The 23,008-nt window shown below is 60.6% G+C and carries 24 protein-coding genes and 4 pseudogenes; 8 read left to right on the top strand and 20 right to left on the bottom strand.

Going from position 1 to position 23,008, the window contains the following annotated elements; all coding sequences use genetic code 11:
* The 9 genes and pseudogenes from AC1DW9_RS33930 to AC1DW9_RS33890 form a co-directional block, all read right to left on the bottom strand.
* On the bottom strand, positions 1-193 hold a 193-nt coding region (locus AC1DW9_RS33930; protein WP_476777249.1), incomplete at its 3' end, for a transposase.
* Between the two features lie 129 nt (positions 194-322).
* Positions 323-1,009, bottom strand: coding sequence for a GntR family transcriptional regulator (locus AC1DW9_RS33925; protein ID WP_441508497.1), 687 nt, complete (start codon positions 1,007-1,009; stop codon positions 323-325).
* Positions 1,010-1,012: 3 nt separating this feature from the next.
* Complete coding sequence (locus AC1DW9_RS33920; protein ID WP_476777248.1) at positions 1,013-1,849, bottom strand: carbohydrate ABC transporter permease; 837 nt, start codon at positions 1,847-1,849, stop codon at positions 1,013-1,015.
* A gap of 1 nt (position 1,850) precedes the next feature.
* Positions 1,851-2,762: a carbohydrate ABC transporter permease gene (locus AC1DW9_RS33915; RefSeq protein WP_476770793.1), complete on the bottom strand. Its 912-nt coding sequence runs from the start codon at positions 2,760-2,762 to the stop codon at positions 1,851-1,853.
* A complete protein-coding gene (locus AC1DW9_RS33910) occupies positions 2,740-4,878 on the bottom strand; it encodes an FAD-dependent oxidoreductase (RefSeq protein ID WP_476777247.1) in 2,139 nt (712 codons plus the stop codon). Before AC1DW9_RS33910 ends, AC1DW9_RS33915 begins: the two co-directional genes overlap by 23 nt.
* 20 nt (positions 4,879-4,898) lie before the next feature.
* Positions 4,899-6,401 (bottom strand): ABC transporter substrate-binding protein, encoded by a 1,503-nt coding sequence (locus AC1DW9_RS33905; protein WP_476777246.1) that lies wholly within the window; start codon positions 6,399-6,401, stop codon positions 4,899-4,901.
* Positions 6,402-6,933: 532 nt separating this feature from the next.
* Complete coding sequence (locus tag AC1DW9_RS33900; protein ID WP_441508492.1) at positions 6,934-7,437, bottom strand: RES family NAD+ phosphorylase; 504 nt, start codon at positions 7,435-7,437, stop codon at positions 6,934-6,936.
* Positions 7,434-7,898 carry a type II RES/Xre toxin-antitoxin system antitoxin gene (parS, locus tag AC1DW9_RS33895; protein ID WP_476777253.1) on the bottom strand — a complete coding sequence of 155 codons (465 nt, stop codon included), beginning with the start codon at positions 7,896-7,898 and terminating at the stop codon, positions 7,434-7,436. The genes AC1DW9_RS33900 and parS overlap by 4 nt, the downstream gene beginning before the upstream one ends.
* Positions 7,899-7,979: 81 nt before the next feature.
* A pseudogene (locus AC1DW9_RS33890) lies at positions 7,980-8,370 on the bottom strand (IS110 family transposase); the annotation flags it as partial.
* A gap of 33 nt (positions 8,371-8,403) precedes the next feature.
* Between AC1DW9_RS33890 and AC1DW9_RS33885 the strand changes: the two are divergent.
* On the top strand, positions 8,404-8,577 hold the full coding sequence (locus AC1DW9_RS33885) for a 4-fold beta flower protein (RefSeq protein ID WP_441508491.1): 174 nt from the start codon (positions 8,404-8,406) through the stop codon (positions 8,575-8,577).
* Positions 8,578-9,225: 648 nt separating this feature from the next.
* On the opposite strand, the pseudogene tnpC reads toward AC1DW9_RS33885, so the two are convergent.
* Positions 9,226-10,034, bottom strand: a pseudogene (tnpC, locus tag AC1DW9_RS33880) (IS66 family transposase); the annotation flags it as partial.
* Between the two features lie 61 nt (positions 10,035-10,095).
* On the opposite strand from tnpC, the gene AC1DW9_RS33875 reads away from it, so the two are divergent.
* Entirely contained in the window at positions 10,096-11,100 is a 1,005-nt protein-coding gene (locus tag AC1DW9_RS33875; RefSeq protein ID WP_476777245.1) for an IS110 family RNA-guided transposase, read from the top strand.
* Positions 11,101-11,328: 228 nt separating this feature from the next.
* On the opposite strand, the pseudogene AC1DW9_RS33870 reads toward AC1DW9_RS33875, so the two are convergent.
* Positions 11,329-11,532: pseudogene (locus AC1DW9_RS33870) on the bottom strand (IS66 family transposase); the annotation flags it as partial.
* A gap of 172 nt (positions 11,533-11,704) precedes the next feature.
* On the opposite strand from AC1DW9_RS33870, the gene AC1DW9_RS33865 reads away from it, so the two are divergent.
* On the top strand, positions 11,705-12,088 hold the full coding sequence (locus AC1DW9_RS33865) for a hypothetical protein (RefSeq protein ID WP_476777244.1): 384 nt from the start codon (positions 11,705-11,707) through the stop codon (positions 12,086-12,088).
* 13 nt (positions 12,089-12,101) lie between these two features.
* On the opposite strand, the gene AC1DW9_RS33860 is transcribed toward AC1DW9_RS33865, so the two are convergent.
* The 7 genes from AC1DW9_RS33860 to AC1DW9_RS33830 form a co-directional block, all read right to left on the bottom strand.
* The gene (locus AC1DW9_RS33860) at positions 12,102-12,440 is read right to left on the bottom strand and encodes a hypothetical protein (protein WP_476777243.1); all 339 of its coding nucleotides are present in this window, start codon (positions 12,438-12,440) and stop codon (positions 12,102-12,104) included.
* A 2-nt stretch (positions 12,441-12,442) separates the two neighbouring features.
* Positions 12,443-13,036, bottom strand: a complete 594-nt coding sequence (locus AC1DW9_RS33855) for an IS5 family transposase (RefSeq protein WP_476777242.1) — start codon at positions 13,034-13,036, stop codon at positions 12,443-12,445.
* A 230-nt stretch (positions 13,037-13,266) separates the two neighbouring features.
* Positions 13,267-13,956 carry an amino acid ABC transporter permease gene (locus AC1DW9_RS33850; RefSeq protein ID WP_476777241.1) on the bottom strand — a complete coding sequence of 230 codons (690 nt, stop codon included), beginning with the start codon at positions 13,954-13,956 and terminating at the stop codon, positions 13,267-13,269.
* Positions 13,957-13,973: 17 nt separating this feature from the next.
* The gene (locus AC1DW9_RS33845; RefSeq protein ID WP_476777252.1) at positions 13,974-14,681 is read right to left on the bottom strand and encodes an amino acid ABC transporter permease; all 708 of its coding nucleotides are present in this window, start codon (positions 14,679-14,681) and stop codon (positions 13,974-13,976) included.
* A 180-nt stretch (positions 14,682-14,861) separates the two neighbouring features.
* Entirely contained in the window at positions 14,862-15,701 is an 840-nt protein-coding gene (locus tag AC1DW9_RS33840) for a transporter substrate-binding domain-containing protein (protein ID WP_476777240.1), read from the bottom strand.
* Positions 15,702-15,718: 17 nt separating this feature from the next.
* Positions 15,719-16,459, bottom strand: coding sequence for an amino acid ABC transporter ATP-binding protein (locus AC1DW9_RS33835; RefSeq protein WP_476777251.1), 741 nt, complete (start codon positions 16,457-16,459; stop codon positions 15,719-15,721).
* 55 nt (positions 16,460-16,514) lie between these two features.
* Entirely contained in the window at positions 16,515-17,984 is a 1,470-nt protein-coding gene (locus AC1DW9_RS33830) for an NAD(P)-binding domain-containing protein (RefSeq protein ID WP_476777239.1), read from the bottom strand.
* Positions 17,985-18,279: 295 nt separating this feature from the next.
* Here AC1DW9_RS33830 and AC1DW9_RS33825 point away from each other — a divergent pair, with 295 nt between their 5' ends.
* From AC1DW9_RS33825 to AC1DW9_RS33805, 5 genes are all read left to right on the top strand, one after another.
* Positions 18,280-18,750, top strand: a complete 471-nt coding sequence (locus AC1DW9_RS33825; protein WP_476777238.1) for a CMD domain-containing protein — start codon at positions 18,280-18,282, stop codon at positions 18,748-18,750.
* Positions 18,747-19,322, top strand: coding sequence for a peroxidase-related enzyme (locus AC1DW9_RS33820; RefSeq protein WP_476825724.1), 576 nt, complete (start codon positions 18,747-18,749; stop codon positions 19,320-19,322). Before AC1DW9_RS33825 ends, AC1DW9_RS33820 begins: the two co-directional genes overlap by 4 nt.
* 105 nt (positions 19,323-19,427) lie before the next feature.
* On the top strand, positions 19,428-20,411 hold the full coding sequence (locus AC1DW9_RS33815; protein WP_476777236.1) for a LysR family transcriptional regulator: 984 nt from the start codon (positions 19,428-19,430) through the stop codon (positions 20,409-20,411).
* Positions 20,412-20,624: 213 nt separating this feature from the next.
* On the top strand, positions 20,625-21,002 hold the full coding sequence (locus tag AC1DW9_RS33810) for a hypothetical protein (RefSeq protein WP_476777235.1): 378 nt from the start codon (positions 20,625-20,627) through the stop codon (positions 21,000-21,002).
* A complete protein-coding gene (locus AC1DW9_RS33805) occupies positions 20,983-21,258 on the top strand; it encodes an NAD/NADP octopine/nopaline dehydrogenase family protein (RefSeq protein ID WP_476777234.1) in 276 nt (91 codons plus the stop codon). The genes AC1DW9_RS33810 and AC1DW9_RS33805 overlap by 20 nt, the downstream gene beginning before the upstream one ends.
* A gap of 347 nt (positions 21,259-21,605) precedes the next feature.
* Here AC1DW9_RS33805 and AC1DW9_RS33800 read toward each other — a convergent pair whose 3' ends face one another.
* Together AC1DW9_RS33800 and AC1DW9_RS33795 are read right to left on the bottom strand one after the other, a co-directional pair.
* Complete coding sequence (locus AC1DW9_RS33800) at positions 21,606-22,757, bottom strand: ABC transporter substrate-binding protein (RefSeq protein ID WP_476777250.1); 1,152 nt, start codon at positions 22,755-22,757, stop codon at positions 21,606-21,608.
* A gap of 57 nt (positions 22,758-22,814) precedes the next feature.
* Positions 22,815-23,008: pseudogene (locus AC1DW9_RS33795) on the bottom strand (IS6 family transposase); the annotation flags it as partial.

The raw sequence follows: 23,008 nt of genomic DNA, 5'->3' as shown, positions 1-23,008 counted from the left end.
TCTTCGAATAGCCGTTGCGGCGATTGGGCTTTCCGGCAGCCGCCTCGCCGTCGAGGTGATCGTCCAGTTCCGCCGACAAGACCCGGTTCGCCAGGGCCTTCTTCAGCTCATCGACCAGCCCGTCCTTGGCGAAAACATCGCGCGGATCACGTCCCGCAAGCAACTGATCCAGTGTGTCCTTCTTGATGACCATGAGCGCCCTCCATCGGCGTCACTATGGCCCCGGACACAAAATACCGGACAGTCCCTGAGTGAGCTCGCTGTTAGTTTTCCCGAGCAGCAACAGCTTGACGATCTGCTCCCCCGCAAAGTCCGTACATTCCTACAGGCTAAGCGCGCGCGAGCAGCCGCGCAGCACGTGGTCGCTCATTGCGGCCACTGCGGCCGGTCCATCGCGACGTTCTAGCGCGGCGATAATCCGCAGATGATCGCCCATCGCAATCGAAACCAGAGAATCCGTCATTAATCCGCGTTCCTGCCGGATCAGACTCAGCTTGAGCGAGTTAAGGCGATAGGCTTCCGAGATGATCCGATTTCCGAGCGAATCGACGATCACTGCGTGAAAGGCGCTGTCAACGTCCCGGGCGCGGGCCAGCATGTCGAATTCCGGTTTTCGGCCGTTTGCCCGCAGGCAATCCTGCTCCAGAATCTCCTCATGTTCGCGGCGCATCGCCAGGATGGCCTGGTCGGTTGCCGTCTCGATGAAGCTCGCCGTGGCTTCCTTTTCGATCATCAGCCGGTATTGGAAAGCGTCCTTGACCAAGTCGATGTCGACATAGGCGATCTGCATCCCGCGGCTCGGTACTACGTTGACCAGCCTTTCGCCTTCGAGGCGAGACACCAGTTCGCGGATCGTGCCGATCGGCAAGCCGGTCATGTCGACCAATTCGCGCTGCGAGAGAAATTGGCCGGGCCTGATCCGGTGGGCGAGCAGGTTCTTTACGAAGCTGTCGTAGGCCCGCTGGCGGGAGGATGCCTCGAAGACGACGGCGGGTAGATTTCTCACCATCGATCAGCCTTTCGTGGCACCGAGCATGGCCCCAAAGAACATCTGCTTCTGGACGATCCAGACAAAAATTAGCACCGGGACCATCTGCAGCGTTGCCGCAGCGAAGACCTCACCCCAGTTGGCAGTGCCTTCGCCGATGCCCGACAGCATGTCGGCCAGGACGACTGGGGCGGTTGCGGTGCGCGTCGTCGTTAGCACGAGCCCAAACATATAATCGTTCCAGGCGAACACAGCGACGACGATGGCGACTGTCAGAATACCCGGCCAGATCAGCGGCAGGATGATGCGTCGAAAGGCCTGAAAACGGCTGCAGCCGTCGAGAAAGGAGGCCTCCTCGATTTCCAGCGGAACGTTGTCGATGAAGGTCTTCAGGATCATCACCGCTAGGCTGACCTCGAAGGCCGCATAGACCAGGACCAGTCCGAGGCGGGAATCATCAAGGCCCACGCTCGAAAAGATCGGGAACAGCGGCACGGTGACGACCAGAGGCGGCAACATCTTCAGCGCAAGCAGGACCGCCGATGAGCGCCGCACGCCGAATTGCGGCAAGCGCGAGAAGGCGTAGGCGGCCGGAAGACTGACGGCCAGCACGAGTAGAATCGACCCGCCGGTCACAGCCGCGCTGTTGGCCAGACCCAGCATGAACTTGCTCCAGCGTTCGCCGAGACTGAAGAAATTCGCCAGCGTGGGCCAGAAAAGCAGGATCGGCCGATAAGAGAAGATGTCCCGGTCGGGTTTCAGGGCCGAGAGCGCGACCACCAGGATCGGGACGACCGAGACGAACACGGCAATTCCGAGCACAATACGATCTATCCAGCCCAGCCTTGCACGCGACTCCATCTTAGTGTTCCCGATAAAGCCGGATGACCTGAATGCTGGCGGCAGCGGCCGTCAACAGCAGCATGAGCCAGGCGATGGCGGCGGCCCGTCCGAATTCCCAGTAGCTGAATCCTACCTTGTAGAGATAGATCGAGAGGATCTGCGTGGCCTCGAGCGGTCCGCCCTTCGTCAGTATCCAGACAGTCCCGAAAGCGCGCATGGTGATGATGACGCGGAAGACGGCGGCGATTAGCAACCCGGCCATCATCAAGGGAAGCGTGATGCTGAGGAAGCTCTGGAATGGGCTGGCACCATCGATCTCGGCCGCCTCGTAGATCTCCGGCGACAGCGCCGCCCGGATCGGAAACAGCAAGATGAGGACGTGGGGCATGCCGGCCCAGAATTCGATCAAGGCCACAACCGGAAGCGCGAGGGAATCCGAGGAAAGCCATTGCTGCCGGGGAAAGCCTAGAAGTTCGATGGCGTAGTTGATCGGGCCGACATTGAGATCGAGCAGATAGCTCCACATCGTCGCCGTGACCGCATGGCTCATGGCGATCGGAGCGACGAGACAGGCGATCACCAGCGCGCGAAAGCGCCTCACGCGCACGAGAATGCAGGCGAGCCAAAGTCCGATGGCGAGTTGGAGGCTGACGGCGATCGCGACGAAAACCGCCGTGCGCCAGGTCGAGGCCCAGAAATCGGCGGCGGCGAGGGTCGCGCGATAATTCTTCAGGCCGACGAAATTCGGAACACGGCCGACTGAATAATCTGTAAAACTGAGATAGAGCGCCCAGATTTCGGGCAAGACGATCACGGCGGTGACAAGCGCATAAAGCGGCATCACCAGCGACCAGTTGCGCAAGGGGGCGAGCTTGCTCGCTACGTGGCCTACCGCGCCGGGCTTCAACTCAACGCGCGTCCTGGCGGGCATCCCCGAGTGCTCCCGCCAGCAGAACCCGATCCTGGTAAGGTGCGCGCTGCAGCTCCCTCGGGTCTGGCGCCGGCGAACCCAGCGCCGAGAATTGCTCAAGCGCGCCTTCCCACAAGCGGATCCTGCCGTCCAAATCGCTGAAGGCGACGGCGATACCTATTGGAGTCGCGATCATGTCGGGTGTGACGGCACCATTGAGGTCGTGGCTAAGGATCAGGAAACGGGTCTCCTTTGCGGGCGCTTTGACAAACGCTATCAAGTGCGCGCCGTTCGCGCGCGCCGCCCCGTCGGCGCGGTAAAGCTGAATCTCGTGGCCGTCCAGGATGCGCGCGACCAGTGTTGTCTGGAACGTTCGGCAATCGCTGCGTACGGCGCTAGCCCCAGTCGGGGAGATAGCAATGACGGTCAACTGATCGTCCATGGCTATGCTGCCGCCATCGAGACTCTCGCTCCGCTCAAGCGTCGAGGCGGTAGTTAAACCCGGTTCCGGCAGAAGCTGTAAGGACAAAGGCGCGCGGTCAGAGGCGAGGGCGACCTCACCGCGAAAGGCCATGAGCCGGCCGCCGCCATCGGAGAGCTGCATGTCGAGCAGCCCGTCGCCTGTACTAGCAAATCTGACCAGTCGCGCGGGCCCGGCCAACTGCGTCACGGCAACGGTCGACCAGTGGCGGTGGAAGCGCAGGGAGATCGTGAGTTTCCCGCTGCGCTGGAGGCAGGCGAGATAGGTCCGGCCGTTCCGAGCGCGAACCAGTTTCAGCTCGGCCTCGCCTTCCGCCACGAGGCCGGTGTCTTCGTCGATCCGGCGCAGACAACGGAGATAGTCGCCGTAGGTTGACAGATCGAGACTTTGGCCGCCTGCCTCGATGTCCCGGCGTAGAGTCTTGATGTCGATCCGCTCGATATCGCCGCCGTGCGCTGCGGCGAGCGCTGCCGCTTTACCCGCGCCGAAGCCCATCTGGGCGCATGTCGTCATCGCCCGGTAGGAGCTCAGCGCCAGTTGCTCGCCCGACAGGGAACGCCCGGGGCAAAGAACATTGCTCGCGCCCTGCGGGATCATCGCGCCGAGCGGGATGTGATAAGGTTCGACCATGTCGGTGACGCCCGTTCCTGCACGCCGCTCCGTCGCCGGCCAATGGAAGTCGAGGTGATAGGTGCCGACGGCGACAGCGTCGTCGAACACCGCGCCGCTGCGGACATCCGCATCCGTCAAGGTCGCTTTGCCGATGATGCGCCGGCCTTCGCGTTGGCCGATGCTGCGAGCAGTATGAGCCAGCGTATATGTGGCGAGCGGCGCGCCACCATTGATGGTGTGTCGGCCGCCATAGCCTCGCGTCTGAAGATAATAGACTAGGCCCATCATCTGTCGGCGCGCATGGATTTCAGCCTTCGACAGGCTGAAGCCATCAGCCGCATCGAAGCCGACGACTTTCATCTTCACCTCGACCCGGCCATCGGCAAAGCCGTGCAAGGACGTCATAGGCAGCTCGTCGTCTCTCTCCCAACTCGGGCAGCCCTCCGGCAGCAGCGGGCGCACCAGTTGGTGGGTGTTCCAGAGGGTGAAATAGAGGCTCATCGGCAATTGTTCGCGCGCGCCAAGATGCGTGACAGGACAGCCGAGGGCTGAGGCAATCACCGCATTACCGGTCGCATCGATCACAACTCGGGGGCTGACGCGCACGAGGGTCGGCCCACATCGCACCAGAACTTCGGTGACGCTCCCATTCTCAGCCTTGGCATCAAGCGCTGCGGCATGCAGCCAAGTCTCAATCCCGGCCTCGTCGAGCATGCATTGCAAGGCGAAGCCGCAGGATTCGAGATCATAGGCGCGGCGGTCGTCATTGCTGCGATAGGGCTCGATCTTGCCGGCGCGGGTGAGGCGCGCCACCAGATCCGCGAAGATGTAATTGACCCGGGCGGTGTCACCGACAAAGCCGGCGACACCGCCTGCGGTGCCCTGGCCGCCTAGAATATTGCTGGGTTCGACGATGGCGACGCTCAGGTGCGGCGTCTTGGCCGCCAATGCGGCGAAGACACCGGACATCCCGCCGCCGAGCACGAGCACGTCGACATCGCGCAAAACGATGTCGCGGCTCGAGAGCGCATAGGGCGCGTTCATTCCCGGACCCACCCCTGAATTTATCGCCGCGCTGCGACGAGAGGTTGGATTTGCGCGTGCGCATCAGTCATGGCGGCCTGTGCTGACTTACGGCCCATCATGGCGGCGACAGCCTCCTTGACGAAGATGTCGCGTACCTGATTGGCACCTTCGAACACCGGCAGCGGGGAGGCGCCGTTCGCGAGTGCGGCGGCCGAAGCGGCACTATAGGGGGCGGCCGCGACAAAGGCCGGATTGGCGAGTGTCTCGGGATCGACCGGACCATTGCCATTCTGGGCCATTCGCAACTGCACGGCAGGCGAGGCGAGGTAGCGAATGAATGTCCAGGCGGCTTCACGCCCCTCGGCCCGGCCGTTGGCCGGGAATGCTGCCCCCCAGAATGCCATCTTGGCCGGAGCGAAGCTGCCTTCGGCCGATCCGGGGATTGCGAAGAAGCCAACCTTGCCGGCCACGCGGGACGAGGCCGGATCGTTGAAGCGGTTGTAATAGTTGTCGCCGAACAGCGACATTGCAGCCAGGCCCTCGCGCATCATCGTCTGGACGGAGGTGGCGTCCATCGAAGCGAAGTTCGGCGGCAGCGCGCCGCGCTCAACCAGCGTCCTCAACCGTTCGATCGCCTTGATGGTCTTCGGTTCGGTGACCTTTACTTCGTGATCATCCGTCAGAACATTGCCGCCCATAGCCTTGACGGTCGTAATGATGTCTTCTTCGGGCTTGATGGCTAGGCCATAGACCGAGGCGCCGTCCGCGCGCTTGTGCGAGGCCTTCTCGGCGGCAGCTAGGAAATCTTCGAAGGTCTTGGGCGCGGTAATGCCACGCTCCTCGAAGATCTGCTTATTGTAGTGGATGATCTGAGGATTCGAGCGGATCGGCACCGCGCGGAGATCGCCGTCAAGCTGGTAAGCGGCGAGCATGGACGGGAATATCTTGGCGAGTTCGAGCGCCTGGGCCTGCCGCTCCTTCAGCGAAACCAACTTTTCCAGAACGTCGCGTGAGGGCCAACTGCTCTCGATCATCACGACGTCGAACTGCGATGTACCAGATGACAGGGTCCGGAGCAGGTTCTGCTGCATCTGCGGCCACGGCACCGTTTCCCAGACGATCTTGAACCCGGTCTCGCGCTCGAAAGCCGCCTGGAGATTGGTTTCGGGCCTGTTAGGTGTGCCCTGAAACGCCGTTTGATGGGCTGAGTTCGCGAAGACCCGGATCGGCACCTGGGCTGCGGCCTCGCTCAGCCCGGCCAGTCCGAGCAGCGCACCGATGATGAGATGTGTTTTCATTCGATCCTCCCGAAAGGAAGGATTACAGACGCTGCAGCAAGATACAACTGACATGTTATTAGCATTTCGGCACGTTCGAGCTTGGGCAAACCGTGTCAGGAGTCGGAACACTGCGCCCGTCGAAGCTGCGCTTTCCTCATTAGGAGGCAGAACAAGAGCTGCTCGAAATAGCCCCACCCTGCCACGTGCGGCGCAGTTCTTGGTTGGGGCATGGCTTCGAGCGGATAGTGACGTATTCGCCACCGGCGGGCCCGATGAATCGCCCCCTTCGCGATTGTACGACCGGTCGGCTGACAAATCGAACGGGGCGCGCAGGCAAAAGGGTGATTAGCCGACCCGATTCAGGGCATGACTTTCGCGAGGAACCGAATTCGGTCGACCAAGACATGGGTTGGCGTGCGAACCCGATGACGACCCGTTCAGGCCCTGACGCCCGCCGGCAGTTAACGTGCCAATGCCAGCTGGACTCGAATCACTCCCCCCAACGCATGCGGTTGAGGAACAGATTTTCGTTCGGCGCCGGGGTGAACTGCAGCGGCTTGGCGGCGCCATAGCCGATGACGGTCTGGTAAAGCGGCACGACCGAGGCCATCAAGGTAACCGATCTGCACCGCAGGCTCGAGGCACTCGACGAAGGGGGAGCATGACAAAGCCCAGCAGTTCGCAGCGCAGTTTCATTATCGCAGCGGCGTGAAACGGCACGAACCCCCAAATTCCATGGCGCCGCGGGAATTTGCAACAGAACCATGCCGCTGTTCTGCGGCACTATGTCGTGTCACTTCGCTGACGGCGGATGAAGTCGGGTATCGAGCGCGAACGACTCCTGAACTCGGCGCGCATAGCCCGGCCTGGCGGCCGTGAAGAGCAAATTCCAGCTATGGGTTGAAACCACACTCGGAACAACGACAAATGCATGCCGCCGTAGCAGATCGTCGCCAAAAACCTGCTGGCCGGCACTTGGGATGCCAGGGCGCAGCCAATTCGGATTCGGTACCCGATCCGGCGTGACGATATGGACTGCAGCAATGTCTGAAATAACGGCCGCCGTCATCACATGGGGAACGGTGTCTAGCACCCAGAAGCCCTTGTGGACGGCAACTTCGAGAATGGCCGTCGCAGGATCGAGCGCGCAATATACCGCACGCACTCCGGCGCTATTCCATCGCCCTCCGACCCGATAGGCTCCTTCTCCGCTATCCCAGGTCGATGCATGGATGGCTTGATCGAGGCGCCAAGCTATTAGCTCGGCGCCTCCAAGCACGCTCGGCAATGGCGTCACGCATAGACACCGTAGTCGAGCCGGGTCAGATAGTCCTCTACCAGCTCGACGCCGGCCGGAGTCGCCAGAAGGTCGATCGGGCGACGCTGGTCAAGGCCGATCGCGGGGCGTTCGAACCACTGTTCAGCCTCTGCCTGCGAACCGAAAACATCCGTTGCCTTCGACAGAATCTCGGCGAACTTCCACGCCCGTCCACTCTGCTCCTGGCTCAGCGGTTTTGCGGGCGCGTCCTTGCGCCGCTGATAGGTTCGCAGGCTCATGCCGAACGCCTTCTCCAGCGAATCCGCCTTCTGAATATGGGTGAGCTGCCCGACAAGATGATCCAGTGCCGAAGGCGGTAGGCCTCGTAGCAACATCTCATGCGCGTCCAGGGAGCTAGTGACGCGCCACGCTAGCAGCTTGGCGCCGCCCAGCAGTTCCGTCACCCTGTGCAGGGTTCCAGCGGTTTCCGGTGGCATCATCTTCTCAGCCGAAACCACCATGGCTCATCCCCCCGTTAGTCAACTGTCGCAAAATTATATGACAGGTGACGCGCCGAGTTTCAAGGGCCTGCTTGACTGCGGCCTAACTCGGCTCTGAACGAGTGGCCGGCCGGAGTTTTTGACGTGGACCGGTTTAAGCAGCCCGACGCGCATCATCTGTGCGATGCCGAGCGCGTCATTGCGATCGGTCATGTTGTTCCGGGCCGAAAGCGCAGCGCGCATATGTCGGGTCTCGACGTGGATCACCGGCAGTACCGCCTCGACCAAGCCGGCATAGAGCCACGATGAAAGCGGTCCTGCCTCCAGACCAATGCGAGCTCAGATGTGGCCGAGGCCGATGGCGCTGATCGCTTCAGGGTGTGCGATACACGACCTTTCCCTGGCGATCGACGATACAGACCGCGGTCTCTTTCACGGAGACATCGAGGCCGACGTGGTGCTGCTGGCTCATGGTGGGGCTCCGACGTTGGATCGGGGCACCATCATGCCTCGGCTTCCGCCGCGCGACCATCGTCGAGGAATGACGATCTATCTTTGGAGCGGCAAGCGCGTTGCGTATCTGAAGAAGAGCAATACCGGGTACGACGTCTACGGCTTCAACGGTGATCATCTCGGCTGGTCGTTACCACTGGCACCCTCGATGATCGCTACGAGATGAGCGGGCTGCTGTCAGAGGAAGAATGGGAAGCAACGTTCGGCATGCGCGAACGATTGGCCAGTTAAGTGCGGCTCCACTTTTTCACACAGTAAGGCGAGTTGGATGACCCGCATCAGGAGAGGTAGCGCTCCGTGTCACTGCGCCTGACCGTGAGGCGCGGTAGTGGCCAAGACTAAGTCGTCGATTGCCTTCTTGAGGGATAGGAGCCCTTCACGGCTACTTTGAAGCTGGCACGAAACGACCGGGACGATGGGGATAGTCTGGTCGCGCATTACGGTGGGGCGACCGGTAATCAAAACGATGCTGTAGAGGCCGTTCCCGTGCAGGAGGCCGCCGACGCCGTCAAAGGCTATCGTAGGAGCCCCATAGTCGACGGCGGCAGGCCTCGATGACTCCTCGGATTTGGTCAAAATCCACCCCCTACCTTTTGGAACTTTTGCCTGATCCTGCTGCACAGCTACGACAGAGTCCATTCGCGCAGTTCTAGTGACGGGCCTTCTGTGCAGTGTCCGGGCGAGATCAAGTCCTAATTGACCTTAGGCCAAAGCAATGGTCGACTGGCCGAGTGGCTGTACGCATACGACGAGGGCCGCGGGATAGAGGCCCGCGCGCGTACGATGTCGGCGCTATGATAGCGGTTTGCGAGGGTCAGGCGGCCTGCTGATCTGCGGGCTTTTCAGCTTCGCGCAGGAGCCGCCACTCCCAGGGCAGGAGTTCGCGCAGACGCGAGACGGGCAGATCGGCGATGCGGGCCAGGACGTCGGCGAGCCAGGCCTTCGGGTCGACGCCGTTGAGGCGGGCTGTGGCGATGAGGGTGAGCATGACGGCGGCACGATCGGCGCCGCGCTTGGAACCGGCGAAGGTCCAGTTGCGCCGTCCCAGAGCAATGCCTCGCAGCGCGCTTTCGCGGCGTTGTTGGACAAACAGATCCTGCCGTCATCGAGGAAGCGGGCGAAGTCGGCCCAGCGCCTGAGCATGTAGTTGATCGGCTTCAGGACCTCGGCGGAGCGCGAGAGGGTTTCGCGCTCGCGGAGCAACCAGGCATGCATGTCGTCGAGAAGCGGCTTGCTCTTTTCCTGGCGCACGGCATGCCGCTCGTCGGCGCTGCAGCCATTGATGGCGCGCTCGATCTCGAACAGCGCGTCGAGGCGCCTGACCGCCTCCAGGGCGATCGGGGAGACCGGTTTGCCCTTCTTGCCGTCGCGGGCCTTTTTCGCGATGTCGGCTAGCTCGAAGAATCCGCGCCGGGCATGAGCGTAGCAAAACGCCGGCGTGATTGGCTGTTGCTTCCGCTGGGGGTCGAACAGCGGCTCAAAGCCGCTGTAACAGTCGCATTGAAGGATGCCTGCGAACCCGGCCAGATGCTTCTGCGGGTGCTCGCCGCGTCGGTCGCTCGAGGCGTAATAGACCGCCGCCGGCGGCGCAGGTCCGGCGAAGGGGCCGTCATCGCGCACATAATGAGATGGACGGTCCCCGCTACTGATAGGCTTCAGCGGCTCCAGCATGAGGAGGACAGCCATGACAAGGATGACGATCGGTCTCGATATCTCGAAAAGCTGGTTTCAGGTTCACGGGGTCACCGAGGATGGTGAGATCATTCGCCGAAAACTGGCCCGTGGAAAGGTTCTCGATTTCTTTTCACGGCTCCCAGGTTGCGTCGTCGGCCTCGAAGCATGCGGCAGTGCTCATCATTGGGCCCGGGAGTTGTCCAAGTTGGGCCATGAGCCCAAGCTCATGCCGGCCCGTTACGTGCGCGCTTATGTGAAGACGAACAAGCACGACGCCGCAGACGCGGAAGCCTGTTGGGAGGCAGTTCAGCGTCCCGGCATGCGGTTCGTTCCTCTCAAGAGCGCGGAGCAGCAAGGATTGTTGATGCTCCATCGCACGCGCGATCTCCTGACACGGCAACGAACCGGTGCGGTGAACGCTCTGCGTGGTCACCTGGCCGAATTCGGCATCGTTGCCGCCAAGGGAAAGGCAAGTGCCCGCGATTTGATGGAGCTCGTCGGAACTGATGAGCGCATTCCGGAATGTGCCCGCAGGGCCCTCCTGGTTTTGGCCGATCAGATCCGAGAGACCGAGCAGAATATCGAGCGCTATGATCGGGCCATCCTCACAACCGCCCAGGACGATGAGGTCTGCCGCCGGCTGATGAAAGTGACCACGATAGGCCCGTTCGCCGCGACCGCGCTTGCTGCCACGGTGGGCGATCCCAAGCATTTTTCTTCGGCACGGCACTTTGCTGCCTGGCTTGGACTAGTGCCAAAACAGCACTCGACCAGAGGCAAGGAGCGGCTCGGCGGGATCAGCAAGCGTGGTGATGGCTACATCCGCAAGCTGCTGATCCATGGGGCTCGAGCGGCTGTCCATCGTGTCCGGATTCATCAGGTGAGAAACGCTTGGATCACCGAGCTGCTCGACCGACGTCCGTTCAACGTCGCAACCGTCGCGCTCGCCAACAAAACCGCTCGGATCGCATGGGCGATCATGATGAGCGGGGAGGAATACCGGCTTCCGGCGTAAAATCGGAACCCGGTTCGTCTGCGAGGGCATTCGGCAAAGTGATGGCAACCGGTCGGACCGGGATCGGCCAAGCCCGTTGGACCTATCGAGCTTCGCGCTCGCCAACGTAATTGGGCGCCGATCCGCGGATCTCATCAAGGCCGGTGGCAGCGACGCCATAAGGCCGGATAGATAGCTGCAACGACGATTTGCCGGAACGATGCGAATATCCCTTGCGAAGCGGGGGCCGATCGGGACCGTCGTGTCGTCGCCATGAAGGCGCTCGGCAGCGAGCACATGGTTCTCAATCAGGTCGAAGACTGGCTTCAGAGCGAAGGTTCCATGGCCGACCTGGTCGGCCAACGTCGACAGCGGCAGGTCGATCCCCTCGGCCTTGAAGCGTGCGCTCTGGCGGTTGAGCGGAGCGTGCATGCCGAACTTGTCGAACAGTAAGTTCCGATGAGACCCCGTTATACACTCCTTTGATCCCCTCGCGGCCGTGAGCACCGGAGAGGAAATTGCGGGCTTTTTTTGGTGGCAATCCCAAAAACCCCATGGACTCATCGATTCAAAGAAAACCATTCTCGGAGTATAGTAATCTTCTTCAGATAACGGGGAGGGTGTTATGGGGTATAACGCACTTGACGTTAAACGGGGTCTTTCGATTTCGATAAAGGAAGAATTAGAAAGAACCAACAAGGGTAAAGTCCTGGAAATTGAGATATTCTTGGGAGATGAAAGCTACGTAGCGATCGCTTTCGCGGCAGTTCAAATTATTAGCGAAAAAGAGAAAGCGGTGAAGGCTGTGATTTGCCTTTTGAAGGAAGACCAAACGCTTGCCCATCCAAACGTGATGTTTAAGCAAATGGCAGAAGAGGAAGACCCTCTCGCGTCCTTCTGCCCGATGCATATCCTCAATCTATTGACCCCAACTGAAAATGAGTGCGCAAATCAATGGAGAAAGCGATGTGCTTTCAATGTAGATATACCCTACGCTCAGAATGATTAGAGCGCAGTCGACGTCATTCACCGGGTTTCACTTTGTCGACGGTGGAAAAGCCCGTCGATATGATTGTTCCGACAAATCCGGGTGACCCGGTTTGGATCAAAATCCCGGTGAAGGACGTCGGTATGGCTACGCCCATCATCTTCTGCATCGAGGGTCTCGACCGATGCCAGTACCCAGCCAAGTATGGGATCTCGCTGACGTCGGCCGGAGCCTCGGCCGTGGCAAGGCTATCGCCTTTCGGGGCAGCACGAACAGCGCGTTCACCGGGGAGGGGAACATTCCCTACGAGCTCTGCTGTACCGCACAGGACGATGTGCCGAGCCAGCCCGTGCTGGTCAGCCTGGGCGTTCATGCTCAATCCTCCACGAAAACGGCCGATGGCGTGACCCGCCACCCCCTTTTTCCACCAGCGCCATGTTGCCGGGTAGGCATGATCGGGCCGTCGATGAAGTGTATCGAGGCTGGCGATCTAGCCGCGAGAGCTTCGAAGACCTTGAGCCAGACACCTGCCCTGGTCCAGCGATTGAAGCGACCATAGGCCGTCGTGTACGGGCCATACCGGCTCGGCAGGTCTCGCCATTGCGAACCTGTCCGAAGCACATAGAAGATGCCGTTGATTACCTGTCGGTCGTCCACCCGAGCGACACCGCGCGGTATGTTCGGCAAAAGAGGCTCGATCAGCCGCCATTCCATCTCGTTCAAATCGTATCGCGCTGTCCAAGCCTCCTCTCCGAGGCCCTGGACTATTAACCAACACTCAAGCCCGCAACATTTTATGGGTTCACAACCTAAGCTGCCAGCTCCCCGCCGGCCCGCGCTGAACGCGATCGGGGAGATCACGAGTGCGGCGAGAGCTAGCACGATCCCGATGCGCAGCCAGACAGCTTTGACAACTTTCGCAGTCCGAAATGAGTTTTCGCCATCTACCAAATAGACATGGGTCGACATGGCGTCGCTCCTTGTTTGGCCCGAAGACAAAAGTGAAGTTAAACTCTGCCGTCGTCATAGACGGCCCATATTCGTTCTTTGTGCGCCTGCGTAATCTTCTTGCTGTTGGTCAATCCGAGTTCCGGGGCAGGCCAGGTGGTTGTCTCCACCCCCGCCGAATACGCCAGCAGCTTCGGTTCGGCAGGCTGCGACGCAACCTGATCGCTAGTGAGTTGCGGCGACGCTACCCTTTACCAGACCCTAAGGGCTCGCTCCGTCCTGTCGGCAAGTTGTGTAACGATATACGCGATCACCATGTAGATCACGACGGCAATCAAAAAGGCTTCGAGGTAGTAGAAATTCAGCGCAGCCGTCAATTGGGACTGTGCAAAGATATCGATCACCTCAATTGCGAAGCCAAGAGACAGCGCCTTCATGATCACCATGATCGAGCTGGCCAGGTCCGGGATTGCCGCGACGACCACTTGTGGAAACAGGATCCGTCGGAACAGTTGACTGTTCTTATAGCCCAACGATTGAGCCGCATCTGCTTGACCTGTATCAAAAGAATTCAGTGCTCCCTTGACAATCTCCGCTTGGAACGCAGCCATACAGGCTATCAAAGAAACAACGAGGATGACCCAATTCGATGTTGCGTGGCCGTTGAGTGTCACTCCGACAAGTGAGCCGAAGAATTGAATCACTGCGGGAAGACTGTAGTATACCAGGAAGATCACGATAACCTTCGGGACGCCTTTAAAGGCTACCTTGTACGCCATTACGAATTCCCGCAATACAGGGATCTGTCGATGCTCAACGAGCGCAAATAGGCCACCTATGATCGTCGAGAAGACGAAGACGAGGAGCGCCATCGCGAGCGTCACGGGCACCGCACCCACGATTTCCCGAAAATCTGGAAGCAAAACATCCATATCAAACATGGTGATCGACCTCTCTGTCAGGCGCTCGCCATGAGCGTGGTCTTAATCGGCGCAGCGTTTGGTACGTACATCGATGAGCGAAGCTCGAAAAAGCGCACGATGAGCCATACGATCAGGCACATCGCAGAATAGATAACGGCAAGTACAAGGTATGTTTGGAATTGATACTGGTTATAATCGCGCTCCATGATCAGGTGCGCAGTTGCCATCACGTCGGCTGCGCCGATATACATAACCAAAGCAACATTGTGTATCATATAGATTAGTGAATTTCCGTATCCTGGCAATGCGATATGCACTGTTTGGGGGCCTACGACACGGAAGATCTTTTGTAGAAATGAATATCCCAGGCTGTCCGCGGCATCATGCTGGCCGCGATCGATGGCCAAGAATGCGGGTCGCATGACCTCTGACAGATACCCGCCGTGGTAGAGGCTCAGTCCCAACATTGAAGCTGCTGTAGCAGAGAGAAAATCCGGGACGCCGAATAGGCCTGCCAATACGGGGAGCCCGTAGAAGGCGACAAAAAGCTGCAGGACGACGGGAACACTGCGTGCATAGGATACGTAAAGGTCGGCCAGCTGACTGATTACGGGCACCCTGCGAACTCGGAATGTCGTCGCGACCAAAGCCAGGCAGAACCCGGCAAAGAGGGCCACGAACATGATGGCGAGCGTCAGCGGCAATGCTGAGAGGAGCTCGGGTATCATGGCATACATGTCCATGAGGCTCACTTTGAACACTCCTTCTCGAACTTTTAAAATCGGTAGAAGAACGTACAGCGGCCGATTTGAAACGTCGGACTAAAAACGAGAGGCTATTTTCAGTCCGACGTTTAAGGAACGATACATTATCGTTGAGTCGTATAAGATTATTGACGGTCGACACTTTGGGGGCGAATTGCCCTATTTCATGTAGACGACGATGTCCTCTCCGAACCACTTCTTCGAGATCTTGCTCAGAGTGCCGTCGTCCTTTAGTTCCTTCAGGGTCTTGTCGACGTCTGCAAGCAAAGTCTTATTTCTGTCTGAATTATTAATCAGCATGTACGTATTGTTGATAGTAATCGGGTCGCTGGCGATGATATCTAGCTTCTGATTTTCGATGACTTCTTGCTGCCCGAGATTTGACGGCAGGATAGCTGCATCATATTTTTTATTCTGAATTTCATTCAAGCGATTCGGGTACGGGACACCGGCGTTTGATGCTGTGATGTCGAGCTTGTACGTCGGGTTATCCGCCTGCCATTGGGTAACGAACCTGTAAGTACCTCCGCCGGCCGTCAGGGGCACCACCTGCTTGCCGACCAGATCCTTCAATTCGTTAATGTTGCTTCCCTTGCGGCTATAGATCTTGAGCAAGCTGGCACCCATTGGGTTTTCCGGAATGAGGAATTGCTTGCTGCGTGCAGGATTCTTGTAGTAGCCCCCGGTTGATATGTCGTACTTACCGGTAACGAGGCCCGTCTCCTGCGCAATATCAGCGGCGCCTTCCATTTCGAACTTGTACTGCGGCAGCTTTGCATTGATCGCTTTGAGGACATCGGGCTCATATCCTTGCGGCTCAACGCCGATTGCGCCCCATGACAGAGGCTTGGACTCTGCCGACGTCGCGATCTTGATCGTCCGGACTGAGCTGCCAGAGGTCTGACCATAGCTGGCCCCGGCGGTTGAAAGAGCAATCGCTACTCCGCCAACAACAGCCAAACCGAACTGACGGCGCGAAAGTGATTTCGTTGCAGACATTGTCTAGGAATCCTTTCTTAGTTGTATGCGTGTTCGGAATTGAGGAATTGGGCGAGGCGTGGGCTGGATGGTGTATCGAAAATCTCATTCGGGCTTCCGTCCGCAGCGACGACGCCCTTATCCATGAAGATAATTCGGTTCGAGATGCTCTTTGCAAACTGCATCTCGTGGGTCACAAGGAGAGAAGTAATTCCTGATGATGCGACATCTTTGATCACCTTCAGAACTTCGCCAACGAGTTCAGGATCAAGCGATGACGTGGGTTCGTCGAAGAGCATCACATCCGGCCGAACTGCCAACGCACGCGCGATGCCGGTGCGCTGGAGCTGTCCACCAGAGAGCTGGGACGGATAGCTGTCTTGCTTCGCGGAGAGGCCAACCCGGTCAAGCTCTTGCAGGGCGATTTCACGCGCTTCGTCCTTGGACTTGCGCTGCACGACCACAAGCGGATCCATCACGTTCTGAATGACCGTCATGTTCTTGAAGACGTTGAATTGCTGGAAAACCATGGCCGTCCGGCACCGGATCGCCTGGATCGCTGCCTTGTCTACACGCCGGTAATCCATCCGAATCTGGTCGAACGTGATGGTTCCAGATGCGGGCTTAACCAGGTAGTTGATGCACTTTAGCAGCGTGGTCTTGCCGGTACCACTAGGGCCGATGATCGACACCACGTCGCCGCGCCGCACGGAGAGATCGACACCGTTCAGGACCTGTGTGTTCCCGTAGGACAGCTTTAAATCTTTGATTTCAAGCATTTCTGGCTGGCGTCCTCTCGCCGGAGTGCTGTCGAGTTCGATGAAGCTTGCGGTGTCAGGCTGCAGCATGGGGTGCTCCCAGGGTGGCGTCGGCGTCGGTCCACTCGTCGCCGAGCAGCTCAGGCGTGTCGAAGGCCTTCAGGGCGTCAAAATGCTGTTCCCGGTCGGCAACGAAGAGGCTGCGCACGATGCCGCGCGCCAGCCGGTCGGCGCCTTCGCTGATCGCCGGGATGTCGCCAGAGAGCTTGCCGTGGCTCAGCGTCGCCGGAAAGTTGAAGCAGTGAATCTGATGGAGCGCCGGACAGACGCCCGGTGTCTTCTCCAGGAACTCGAAATTCTCGCCCAGGTCGGGCGAGCTTTCGAGCTCGGGATTGGGTAGGTCGGCTGGCGCCGCGAAGCGGTCGCGCCAGAGCCGGATGTGCGGCGCGACCTCGGCGAGCTCCGGTCGCGACAGGAGGTCGACCTGAAATCCCGTGCCGAAGATGATGAAGTCAGTCTCGTAGCGGCCCTTCGCCGTCGTGACGACGAGATGATCACTCGCTTCCTCCAGTTTGAGGAGGGGGCTGCCGAGATGGAAATGTGCGTTGGCATGTGCCGAGACCCGCAACGTACTCGGTCGCGGCGGTGGCGTCTGCGCCCGCAGCGTATGGTCGAGGAAGCGCCATTTCCACTCGTCCGGCAGGCCTGCGAAGCCGTGGACCACGCCCTGGCTGCCGATGCCGGTGAACTTGTTGACTCGCGGGATGTCGGAACGGCGGATGAAGAGGTCGAGCCGCGCGCACCCGGTTTCCAGTGCGACCGCGGCGTTGTCCATAGAGGAAGCGCCGGCACCAATCACCGCGACCCGCTTGCCGCGCAGCGCCTCGAAATCGATGGCGTCGGCGGTATGAGCGAAGAACCGCCGGTCTATCGTCCGCGCGATCGGCGGCAGGTAGGGCCCGCCGAGCCCGTCGCGCCCGTTCGCCAGGACGACGTGACGCGCCAAGACCGTACTTTCGGCCCCCGCCTTTGCGATACGCAGCGCCAAGAGCCCGTCCGGACGCGGCGCGATGGTCTTGACCTCGACACTGTTCTCGACTGGCAGCTCCAGCACCTTTCGATACCAGACGAGATAGTCCATCCAGACCGTGCGCGGTGCGCGATCGAGCACGTCCCAGGCGGCGGAGCCGAAGCGGGCTTCGTAATAGGCCCGGAACGTCAGTGCCGGCAGGCCCATGGCGGGGCCGGTGAGTTGCTTCGGCGAGCGTAGCGTGCGCATGCGGGCGTACGTCACCCAGGGGCCCTCCGAGCCCGCGGGAGCACGGTCATAGACGGCGTGGTTGTCGACGCCGAGCCGCTTCAGCATGCCCGAGGCGACCAGGCCCGCCATTCCCGCCCCGACGACGACGACGTCGCGAACGCGCACTCCCCCGACTTCGCGCAGAGGCACCCAGGATTTGGCCGGCAACTCCAGCCAGGCGAGATCCTGCGCCAGTCGCGCTTCCAATGCATCGAGCCCCGTCGAGCCTATCAGAGCGTGGTTCATCGCGAGATTTCCTCGAGATTTCCTACACCGTGGATATGGCGCGTGACGGGGGGCTGAGAGCGGTCGGAGCGCGTCCTGGCGCTTCCGGCCGACATCACGGCCGCGGGGGCCTCGAGATGCGCGACGTCGCGGGATGCTCTATTCATTTCACGGATCATAGGTTGTCATTGATGCAGATCAAACATGCAACTGTGATGAATCTGCCGTGTTATCTAACATTTTGGAATGCATGGGCCGCCTTGATGCGCGGACTGCATAGTGAGACTGTACCGACGCTTTAGCGAGGGCGGGAATTGTGACGCTGATCGAAGACATGGCTGGAATCCGAGCCGGCACGCCATTGGCCGAGGCGTTAGCGGCACGGGCCGAAATTTTGCGGCTGAGCCAAGCGAGCCAGGACGCGGTTCTGCTGCCCAAGGAGGCCGGCGGACTCAGTCATGGCTTGCGCGCGGCGCTCGCGGCACGCATGGCCCGCCAGAACGCGCAACACTCGCTTGCGGCGCATTATGACGATCTGATGCGCCGCAGCGGCGAGGTGCAAGCAGACGCAGTGTCGGCGTCCGAACAAACGCGCATTGCTGCGATCGTGGCGCATTCCGATCGGCTGACGCTGCGCCCGCGCGATGCCACGCGACGCGACATCGAAGCGCTAAAGGTGGCCGGCGTCGGCGAGCCCGACATTGTTCGCCTCGCCGAACTCGCCGCCTTCGTGAACTATCAGGCGCGGGTCATCAGGGGCCTGCAGGCCCTGGGAGGGGCAAAATGAGCCGCGTCGTTCACGCCTTCACGACCAAGGTCCCGGTCTGGTCGCCTTATGTCACACCCGTCGACCCCACCACGGCGACGCCCGAGCAGATTGCGGCGATGCAGGTGACGCCCTCGAACAAGGGCGTCTCAACTTATGTCCTGACGTTGGCGCACGACCCGGAATCTCTGGCCGTGCGCTCGCCGCTCTTCAATCAGATCATGTACGGCAAGGACGGCCTGACCTCGGCCGAACGCGAGCTCGGTGCTGTCGGGGCCTCCGTCGTCAATCGCTGCGTTTACTGTGCGGCCGTTCACGCCTCGCGCTTCAACGGCCTGACCAAGCGCCCTGAGGTCATGGATGCGATCTTCAGGGACGAGCGCGACGCGAAGCTCGAGCCGCGCGACCAGGCGATCTTCGACTTTGCCGCCGAGCTTTCCGAGACGCCCCCCGCGCTCGACCAGGCAGCGGTCGAGACCCTTCGGGAGGCAGGCCTCACCACATTGGAAGCCGTGGACCTCGTCTTCTCGGCTGCGATCTTCGGCTGGGCCAACCGCCTCATGCATACGTTGGGCGAACCGACAGAACCGTAATCATTGCCTCAAGGAAAAAACGAATCTCGCCCGTTGCCAAGATCGAGTTGGGATGTCGGCTCATTATCCTTTCCGTTAAATGTCCGCAGCATTCAAAAATTATTGATGGCGAGTGACATGGATCTGAGACAACTGGAAGCATTCGCCGCGGTCATGTCTGCCGGGAGCATTACCGGCGCCGCACGGTTGCTCGGACGTTCCCAACCTGCGCTAACGCGCCTGATCCAGGATCTCGAATCCTCGCTCGGCTTTGATCTGCTGCATCGCGCCGGTCCTCGTGTCACCACCACCGAGAAAGGTCTGCGTTTTTACCAGGAGGTCGAGCCAGTGATGGCTTGGCTTCGGCAATTGCGCGAGCGAGCCGATGCCATCGCGCTCGATAGGCCCCGCTCGCTGTCGATTGCCTCGATCGCTTCCTTCGCCGTCGGGATGCTGCCGGCCGCGCTCCAGCGTCTCGACGCTACCGGCCTGCCAGAACAGGTCCACATCCGAACCTCGATCGCCGAGCAGGTCGTGCATAACGTTTCCACACAGGTTTCCGAGATCGGCATCACGAGCCTTCCCGTTGACCATCCCGCCCTGGAAATACACTGGATCGGGGAAGCACCATGCGTTGCGGCCGTTGCCGCCGACGATCCACTCGCCCAAGCAGAGCGCATTCCGCTTTCGGCACTGAATGGTCGACGCCTGATCACCATGGCCAATCCTTTCCGCTGGAGGCGGCGGGTCGACCTTGCGCTTCGGCAACAGGGCGTGACCCCGGCGTCCATTCTGGACACCAACACGTCCAACACCGCCATCATGTCGGCGCGTGCAGGCCTTGGCATCGCCATCGTAGAGCCGGTGATCGCCTATGGCATGCCGGTCAAAGGTGTAGCGATCCTGCCGATCGACGTAACCATCTCCTTTCTTTGGGCCGTCGTGACACCAAACGGGCGCCCACTTACGGCACTCGTCTCTGGCCTGATCGACGGGCTCGCGGACATTTCGCGCGAAACAATTCCCGGGTTTGTCATCCACCCCGCAACCGCACGCGACAGGTTGATAGCCGACGTCTTCAGTTCGGCAGACGCCGTCGTCAATGCGTGATCGAGACGATCGGCATTTCGGACTATCTGCGCCGATTTTATCAGTTTGACATGGAGGGTTTTTCTCCAATGCGCGTAAGCATTTTGGGCGCTGGCGGCGCCGCATTCGGCGCGGCCGCCCAACTTTCGGTGGGCGGACATCGGCCGACGCTATGGTCCCCTTCAGATCGCAGCACCCTCCGACCTGGCTGCTGGTTCGCCTCTGCGTGCCACGATGGCGATCGAAACGAGCTTTTATCCAGATGTCGCCTACAGCGCTAAGGAAGCCATCACCGAGTCGGACGTCGTGATGCTGGTGATGCCCGCTAACGCGCACAAGATGGCGCTTGAGGCAACGGCCGATTATCTGCGAGAGGGACAGGCGGTCATCATCAGTTCTCATGCGTCGTTCGGCGCGCTCTATCTTTCGCGACTACTCGCGGAACGCCGGGTTCGGGCGCCCACCTTCGCCTGGGGCACCACGTTGACCACAGGCCGGAAGACCTCGCCGACCGAGGTTAGCGTGAACTCCCGTCGTTCAAAGATCGCACTACGCGTTTTCCTATCAGCTACCTGTCGCGGGCATCGCCGAGATGAACGCAGAACTGCATAAGCGCGGCAAGGGCGGCTTTGGTCCCGCGACATCCGACAGCCGCTACGTCCTGGAAGACGCTCCGTTCGGGCTGTGGCCGACAATCCTTCTCGGGCGCCTTGCCGGTCGGCCGGCGACGCTTCACGAGGCTGGTCTGACAATGCTTTCAGGGGCCTATGGCCGTGATCTTGCTGAGGAGAACGACCTGCTGCCCGCCCTCCGCTTTGCGCAAATGTCGCGTGACGAACTCCAGCACAGAGCGCGTTTTGGCTTTTAGATGAGTAGTCTCCGTAGGAGCGAACTTCGGCATGTGCTGCCGCCCGATCGGACGTCTGCTTTCAGGCCTTGGTCGAAGGGGTAAAATCGACCCCGAGCCGACCTTCAGAACGTCCGCTCCCCGGCAGTTTGATCGCGAGTGCGTCACACGCAGCTGTGGTCGCCAGCCATGATCAAGGCGCCGGCGGCGGAAAAAAACGCGCGGGTTCGACACGAGTAAGAAGGCCGTCGGCCGCAAGCGCCATCGGCGCTCGCCATTCCCCCGAAACAACCGTCGGCTCTCCGGCGATGGGGACGCGCGGCGGACCGGGCCCCACGCCAGGGTCGCCATCGCTGCAGCTTGCGGGGCTATTTCTTCTCAATGTTCCAGAACAGCATGACCGGAGCCTTCAACACGCCGGACACGGTGGTCCGCCGGGCATAGGGCTGATCGAACTGGCCCAGCACCCGGTAGGGCTGCATCTCCGCCAAGCGCCGGTGCAGCGCCTCGACCGCGAGGGTCCGGCTGGCGTCATCGGGAGCATCGACCGCTGCGCCACGCAGCGTCTCGGCCTGCGCGTCGCAGGGCCAGCCTGCCCAGGCCTTCTCGCAGGCCATGTTGGTGCCGATGTTGGTCAAAGGGGACTGCATCGTCGCGCCGGACGCCGTCGTCACGAACAGGTTCCAGCCCCCCTGGTCCTGCGTTCCCCGGTTCCCCTGACGGGTCACGGCCGTGCCCCAATCGGAAACCTGCACGTCGATGTTGAATCCGACCTTCCTCAGCGAAGCCGCTGCGACCTCCGCCATGTGCCCGATCGGAGCGATGTCGTTGCTGGTGTTTAGAACCAGCTTCTCGCCCTTGTAACCACTTTCCGCCAGCAGGCGCTTGGCCGTCTCGAGGTCGGGCTTGGCAAAAGCCTCCGCGCCTGCCTCGGTGCCGTTCGGCCCGCCGCAGATGAAATAGGAATTGCAGCGCTTCCACCACTCCTCGTCACCATAGCCGGCGGCAAGGAATTCAGCTTGGTCCGTGGCATAGGCGAGGGCGAGGCGCGCCTTCGGGTCGTTGAAGGGCGGGTGCAGGCTGTTCGGCCGCAGCAACGCCTGGTTGGAGAGATTTGCAAAACGGTCGACCTTGATCTCCTTGCTCGTCGCAATGACGGGGATCAGGTCCTGGCTGGGCGTCTCCCAGATATCGATCTCGCCGGTCTGCAGGGCCGCGGCGGCCGTCGCCTGGTCGGGCATAATCACCCATTCGACGCGGTCGACCTTGACGACGCGTCCGCCGGCGAGCCCGTCGGCCGGCTCCTGCCGCGGCACGTAGTCGGGATTGCGGTCATAGACGACCTTGGCGCCACTACGCCATTCCGCCCGGTTGAAGCGGAATGGCCCGCTGCCGATCGTCTCGGTGACCGGCTTCATCGGGTCGCTCAATGCGTCACTCTCGCGCATGATCGCCGGGATCTGGCCGACCGCCGAGCCGAGCGCGAAGGGCACCAGCGCCATAGGGCGCTTGAGATGCAGAACGGCGTTGTCACGTTAACCGCGGACCATTGAAGCGAACTCAACCGGGTGACGGGCTCACGCTGCGAGGCCAGCGACGGCTTTCCATTGTGCCATGGCGCACAGACGATGCAGATGGATGGCGAGGGCGGAGCGACGGGACCGGGGCGGGACGAACAGATTGCGGACGGCGGAGAAGACGGCGACGAAGCGCTGCAGGCTGCCTGGAGATCGAAAGCCTTGCATCGTCCGCTCGCGCTTTCGGAGCGGCC

This window comes from Allobosea sp. P4_E12 (assembly GCF_056401655.1).
The sequence above is the reverse complement of the archived record's forward strand: the minus strand, read 5'-3'. Positions and strand labels throughout refer to the sequence as shown.

Excerpts from the sequence above, each read along its gene's own strand:
- AC1DW9_RS33925 (WP_441508497.1), bottom strand. The coding sequence starts at position 1,009 with ATGGTGAGAAATCTACCCGCCGTCGTCTTCGAGGCATCCTCCCGCCAG.
- AC1DW9_RS33920 (WP_476777248.1), bottom strand. The coding sequence starts at position 1,849 with ATGGAGTCGCGTGCAAGGCTGGGCTGGATAGATCGTATTGTGCTCGGA.
- AC1DW9_RS33915 (WP_476770793.1), bottom strand. The coding sequence starts at position 2,762 with ATGCCCGCCAGGACGCGCGTTGAGTTGAAGCCCGGCGCGGTAGGCCAC.
- AC1DW9_RS33910 (WP_476777247.1), bottom strand. The coding sequence starts at position 4,878 with ATGAACGCGCCCTATGCGCTCTCGAGCCGCGACATCGTTTTGCGCGAT.
- parS (WP_476777253.1), bottom strand. The coding sequence starts at position 7,898 with ATGATGCCACCGGAAACCGCTGGAACCCTGCACAGGGTGACGGAACTG.
- AC1DW9_RS33885 (WP_441508491.1), top strand. The coding sequence starts at position 8,404 with ATGCCTCGGCTTCCGCCGCGCGACCATCGTCGAGGAATGACGATCTAT.
- AC1DW9_RS33875 (WP_476777245.1), top strand. The coding sequence starts at position 10,096 with ATGACAAGGATGACGATCGGTCTCGATATCTCGAAAAGCTGGTTTCAG.
- AC1DW9_RS33865 (WP_476777244.1), top strand. The coding sequence starts at position 11,705 with ATGGGGTATAACGCACTTGACGTTAAACGGGGTCTTTCGATTTCGATA.
- AC1DW9_RS33860 (WP_476777243.1), bottom strand. The coding sequence starts at position 12,440 with ATGAACGCCCAGGCTGACCAGCACGGGCTGGCTCGGCACATCGTCCTG.
- AC1DW9_RS33855 (WP_476777242.1), bottom strand. The coding sequence starts at position 13,036 with ATGTCGACCCATGTCTATTTGGTAGATGGCGAAAACTCATTTCGGACT.
- AC1DW9_RS33850 (WP_476777241.1), bottom strand. The coding sequence starts at position 13,956 with ATGTTTGATATGGATGTTTTGCTTCCAGATTTTCGGGAAATCGTGGGT.
- AC1DW9_RS33845 (WP_476777252.1), bottom strand. The coding sequence starts at position 14,681 with ATGGACATGTATGCCATGATACCCGAGCTCCTCTCAGCATTGCCGCTG.
- AC1DW9_RS33840 (WP_476777240.1), bottom strand. The coding sequence starts at position 15,701 with ATGTCTGCAACGAAATCACTTTCGCGCCGTCAGTTCGGTTTGGCTGTT.
- AC1DW9_RS33835 (WP_476777251.1), bottom strand. The coding sequence starts at position 16,459 with ATGCTTGAAATCAAAGATTTAAAGCTGTCCTACGGGAACACACAGGTC.
- AC1DW9_RS33830 (WP_476777239.1), bottom strand. The coding sequence starts at position 17,984 with ATGAACCACGCTCTGATAGGCTCGACGGGGCTCGATGCATTGGAAGCG.
- AC1DW9_RS33820 (WP_476825724.1), top strand. The coding sequence starts at position 18,747 with ATGAGCCGCGTCGTTCACGCCTTCACGACCAAGGTCCCGGTCTGGTCG.
- AC1DW9_RS33815 (WP_476777236.1), top strand. The coding sequence starts at position 19,428 with ATGGCGAGTGACATGGATCTGAGACAACTGGAAGCATTCGCCGCGGTC.
- AC1DW9_RS33810 (WP_476777235.1), top strand. The coding sequence starts at position 20,625 with ATGGCGATCGAAACGAGCTTTTATCCAGATGTCGCCTACAGCGCTAAG.
- AC1DW9_RS33805 (WP_476777234.1), top strand. The coding sequence starts at position 20,983 with ATGAACGCAGAACTGCATAAGCGCGGCAAGGGCGGCTTTGGTCCCGCG.